4 protein-coding genes and 1 pseudogene are annotated in these 4,336 nt (G+C 58.7%); all 5 read right to left on the bottom strand.

All coding sequences use genetic code 11. The annotated features are described in order from the left end of the window. Positions 1-325: 325 nt before the first annotated feature. Positions 326-1,192, bottom strand: a complete 867-nt coding sequence (rfbD, locus tag G6023_RS03245) for a dTDP-4-dehydrorhamnose reductase (protein WP_472986417.1) — start codon at positions 1,190-1,192, stop codon at positions 326-328. After that, positions 1,189-2,058: a glucose-1-phosphate thymidylyltransferase RfbA gene (rfbA, locus tag G6023_RS03250; protein ID WP_182634073.1), complete on the bottom strand. Its 870-nt coding sequence runs from the start codon at positions 2,056-2,058 to the stop codon at positions 1,189-1,191. Before rfbA ends, rfbD begins: the two co-directional genes overlap by 4 nt. Before the next feature lie 13 nt (positions 2,059-2,071). Then, positions 2,072-2,686, bottom strand: a complete 615-nt coding sequence (locus G6023_RS03255) for a dTDP-4-dehydrorhamnose 3,5-epimerase family protein (protein ID WP_182634074.1) — start codon at positions 2,684-2,686, stop codon at positions 2,072-2,074. Then, positions 2,683-3,684, bottom strand: coding sequence for a dTDP-glucose 4,6-dehydratase (rfbB, locus tag G6023_RS03260; protein ID WP_182634075.1), 1,002 nt, complete (start codon positions 3,682-3,684; stop codon positions 2,683-2,685). Before rfbB ends, G6023_RS03255 begins: the two co-directional genes overlap by 4 nt. 104 nt (positions 3,685-3,788) lie before the next feature. Next, positions 3,789-4,304 (bottom strand): annotated as a pseudogene (locus G6023_RS03265) (IS3 family transposase); the annotation flags it as partial. Positions 4,305-4,336 lie beyond the last annotated feature (32 nt).

Raw genomic sequence — 4,336 nt, forward strand, 5'->3', positions numbered from 1 at the left:
CGCTCGGCGCCAGGCACTAAACATGTGCAACTCAGGGCGGAAGCAGACAGCACAGCCGGAGGCGAGCGGCTGCTCGAAATTGTTTCCCTCCCCGATCTGCCTAGCTCCTTCGGCGGAGCCGTCTCCAAATCAGCGGCCCTGTCAGGGGTGGCGACATGACCGCCACGGCCTCCACCGGTGGACAGTGCTACGACGGTGCACAGCGGATCCGTCATGTGTGCCTCTTTGGGCTGGAGTGGGTGCGGACCAAGCTACCCGCAACTCGAGGAGCATTCGACGAGCGATCAGTAAGTCGATTCGCAGGCTCCAAGAAGTGCTGGAGAGGTCACGACATGGCGACTGCTGCGCTTACGGCTTCGCGCCAATCCCTCAGCGGAGCTAGACCGACATCTTCCCATGCGGCGGAGGACAGTACGGAAAATGCGGGGCGCGGCGCTGGACGCGGAAACGCGTCGGTCGTGCACGCATGCACGCGGCCTGGATCTGCGCCGATCTCTTCGAACACGGCACGAGCGAGGTCGCACCACGACGCCTGACCACCGCCGGCAGCGTGCAGGGTCGAACCGACTCCCGCTCCCGAATCTGTCAGCTCGAGCAACCCAGCCGCAAGATCGTGAGCGAATGTCGGCGACCCAATTTGATCGTCCACCACTGAAATGGTGTCACGAGACGCCTCCAACGCGAGCATCGTGGTGACAAAATCGTTGCCGGCCAGCTCTAGCCTCTTGCGCGAGGGACCCGTGTACACCCACGCAGTCCGGACGATGGTCGCCTCCGGGCACACCGCGCGTACAGCAACCTCGGCCGCCAACTTGGTCCGGCCATATACCGATAGCGGAAAACAAGGATGATCCTCAGCCAAGGGCTTATCGAGGACAGCAGCCTCCCCAAACACGTAATCCGTCGACACCTGAATGAACCGAGACCCGACGCTGGTGGCAGCCCTCGCCAAGTTCTCAGCCCCTTGCCCATTAATTGCGGACGCCCGAGCTGGCTCTTCCTCTGCCAGGTCAACGGCAGTATGCGCTGCGCAGTTGACCACGTATTCGGGACGAAGCTCATTCACGACGGTCGACGTAGCGTCAACATCAGTCACGTCTAATTCGGCCGAAGACAGCGCATGCACGCGACTTTCGCCGAGCACTGAGAGCCAGCGTCCGACTTGCCCGGAGCCGCCAGCTACCAGAATCACTCTTCACGCTCCAGCAATTCGAGGAGGTACGCGCCGTACCCGGACTTGACCAGCGCTTCCGCACGCCGACGAAGGGCGTCGCTATCAAGAAACCCCATGCGCCAAGCAATTTCCTCGGGTGCCCCGATCTTAAGCCCCTGTCGTGCTTCGATCGTCCGGACGAAATTACCCGCGTCGAGCAGGGAGTCATGTGTCCCAGTGTCCAGCCACGCCGAGCCGCGGGGTAGCACTTCCACCTGTAGCTTCCCCTCAGCCAAGTAGTGCTTATTCACGTCGGTGATCTCGTACTCCCCGCGGGCAGACGGCTTCAGCCCGCCAGCGATCTCTACGACATCATTGTCATAGAAGTACAAACCGGGAACTGCGTAGTTCGACTTCGGGTCCGAGGGCTTCTCTTCGAGAGAAATTGCCCGCCCCTCGCGGTCGAACTCCACCACGCCATACGCTCGCGGCTCCGCCACCCAATATGCAAAGACAGCTCCACCTTCTATATCCGTATACCGTCGCAGTTGAGACCCCATCCTTGGCCCGTAAAATATATTGTCGCCGAGAACCAGTGCGACCTTATCGGTCCCGATGTGGTTAGCGCCGAGCACAAACGCCTGCGCCAAGCCGTCAGGCGAGGACTGCTCCTTATAGCTAATGCTCACTCCGAACTGCGAGCCATCGCCGAGAAGCCGTTGAAACCCGGGGAGGTCCTGAGGGGTAGAAATGACAAGGATGTCACGAATGCCGGCTAACATCAGCGTGCTGAGCGGGTAATAAATCATCGGCTTGTCGTATACGGGGACCATCTGCTTGCTGGTTCCCAACGTTATGGGGTGCAGACGAGTACCTGACCCGCCGGCAAGCACAATGCCCTTCATCGTGTCCGTCCTGTCATTTCTCAAGAGACCTTAGGTATCGAGTGACGTCCTCATAGCTTGGAAGCAATCCTGACTCCTGTACGACGGACAGGCTACGGGCGCCCGAATCTTTGGCAGATAGTTCATAGCGGAGTTCCTGCCCATTTCGACCAGTCGTCGGCCACTCGATTCCTATCTCCTCGTCGAAGGGATCGATACCGTGCTCGCGATCAGGGGCATACCCCGAACTACAGAGGTACACCACTGTAGATTCGTCTTCAAGCGAGAGAAAGGCGTGCCCGAGGCCCTCCGCTAAATAGATGCACTTCCGCTCGACGTCGTCCAAGAGGACGGACTCCCACTTTCCGAAGGTCGGCGATCCTACTCGAATATCGACAACCACGTCCAGGACTGCGCCCTTCGCACAAGTCACATACTTCGCCTGACCTGGCGGAACGTCGGCGAAGTGAATACCTCGGAGGACGCCAGCCGCCGAAATGCTCATATTGGCCTGCGCTAGCTCAAGTGGATGCCCCGTCGACGCGACGAAGGCATCATCTTTGAACCATTCGAGAAATGCACCTCTCTCGTCACCGAACTGCTTGGGCGTGTAAACGAATGCGCCCGGTATGGACAACTCAACGATCATTTAATGACCTCTTCTGACTGGGCGTACTTTCCCTCCACCGCCGCCTTCTGCGATTCCCACCACTGCCGATTCTCGGCATACCAATTGATCGTCGATTCGAGGCCTGTTCGAAAGTCCGTGTAAGTCGGCTCCCATCCCAACTCGCGACGCAGAACCGACGAGTCGATTGCATACCTCCTATCATGTCCGGGGCGATCAGTGACGTGGTCGTAGCCTTCGGGATCCTTACCCATTATCTCGAGAATAGTTCGCACCACCGTCCGGTTGTCAGCTTCCCCGTCAGCACCGATAAGGTATGTCCTCCCTAATTGACCCCGCTCTAGAATCGCCCATACAGCCGAGTTGTGGTCGTCGACATGAATCCAGTCGCGCACATTTAGCCCCTCACCGTAGAGCTTCGGACGTTCGCCTGACAGCACGTTAGTTATCTGGCGTGGGATGAACTTCTCAACATGTTGGAGCGGACCATAGTTATTTGAACAGTTCGAAATCGTAGCCTGCACTCCAAAGGAACGCACCCACGCCCGCACCAATAGATCAGATGACGCTTTTGTCGCCGAGTAGGGGCTAGAGGGGTTATAGGGCGTCTGTTCAGTGAACTTGGCGGGGTCGTCAAGTTCAAGATCGCCGTAGACCTCGTCGGTTGAAACGTGGTGGAGACGCACCCCCTGCTTCCTGCAGGCTTCTAGCACTACATATGTACCTATGATGTTTGACTGAATAAACGGCCAAGGACTCTTTAGAGAATTATCGTTGTGGGACTCGGCCGCGAAGTGGATAACAGCATCCGCTTCGCCCACTAGTGGGTTCACAACCTCAGGATCTGCAATATCTCCATGGATCAATCGGACGCCATGCAAATCGGCGATCGACGCACGGCTTGCGGCATACGTCAGAGAGTCGACCACCGTTACCTCAACATCAGGGCGGGATCGCCTAGTTAGATGGACAAAATTCGCGCCGATAAATCCGGCGCCGCCAGTTACCAACAGGTGCATGTGCCTAGGCTACTCAGCGCAAGACAAGATCGGGGTGGACCCCCGCTACATCTGGCTGAACCGCACTGGATCCATCTGAACCGCCCCAGGTTTCCCGCCGCTCCCTATGTGGGTTGCAGCTCTCGGCCCCGAGCAGCGTAGTAGCTCTGCTCGAACTCGATGGGCGGGACGTAGTCCAGGCTCGAGTGGAGCCGTTCATTGTTGTACCACTCGACCCACGCGGCGGTGGCGTACTCGACGTCGGAGATCGTCTTGTACGGCCCGTCGTGGAAGATCGACGAGCGGATGCACTCGGCCTTGTAGAGGCCGTTGATCGTCTCCATGAGCGCATTGTCGTACGCGTCGCCGACGCTGCCGATCGACGGGTCGATACCCTCTAACGCGAGGCGTTCAGTGAACGCTACAGATGTATATTGACTGCCCGCGTCCGAGTGGCTGACCAGCGACTTGGGTTCGATCGGGTGTCCCTCGCGATCGCGTTGCCACAGCGCCATCCGCAGTGGAGTCATGACCAGGTCCGTGGCCATGGTGGTGGCCGCGTTCCACGCCACGATGCGCTGGGCGAACACGTCGACGATGAACGCCACGTAGGTGAAGCCAGCCCAGTTCCGGACGTACGTATTATGCGCAGCTGCGCATAACACCTATTCGG

The sequence above is a fragment of the Dietzia sp. DQ11-71 genome (assembly GCF_014144995.1).
In the GTDB taxonomy this organism is placed as follows: Bacteria; Actinomycetota; Actinomycetes; order Mycobacteriales; family Mycobacteriaceae; genus Dietzia; species Dietzia kunjamensis.

Bases quoted from the DNA above. Each gene is read 5' to 3' on its own strand.
- rfbA (WP_182634073.1), bottom strand. From the start codon at position 2,058: ATGAAGGGCATTGTGCTTGCCGGCGGGTCAGGTACTCGTCTGCACCCC.
- G6023_RS03255 (WP_182634074.1), bottom strand. From the start codon at position 2,686: ATGATCGTTGAGTTGTCCATACCGGGCGCATTCGTTTACACGCCCAAG.
- rfbB (WP_182634075.1), bottom strand. From the start codon at position 3,684: ATGCACCTGTTGGTAACTGGCGGCGCCGGATTTATCGGCGCGAATTTT.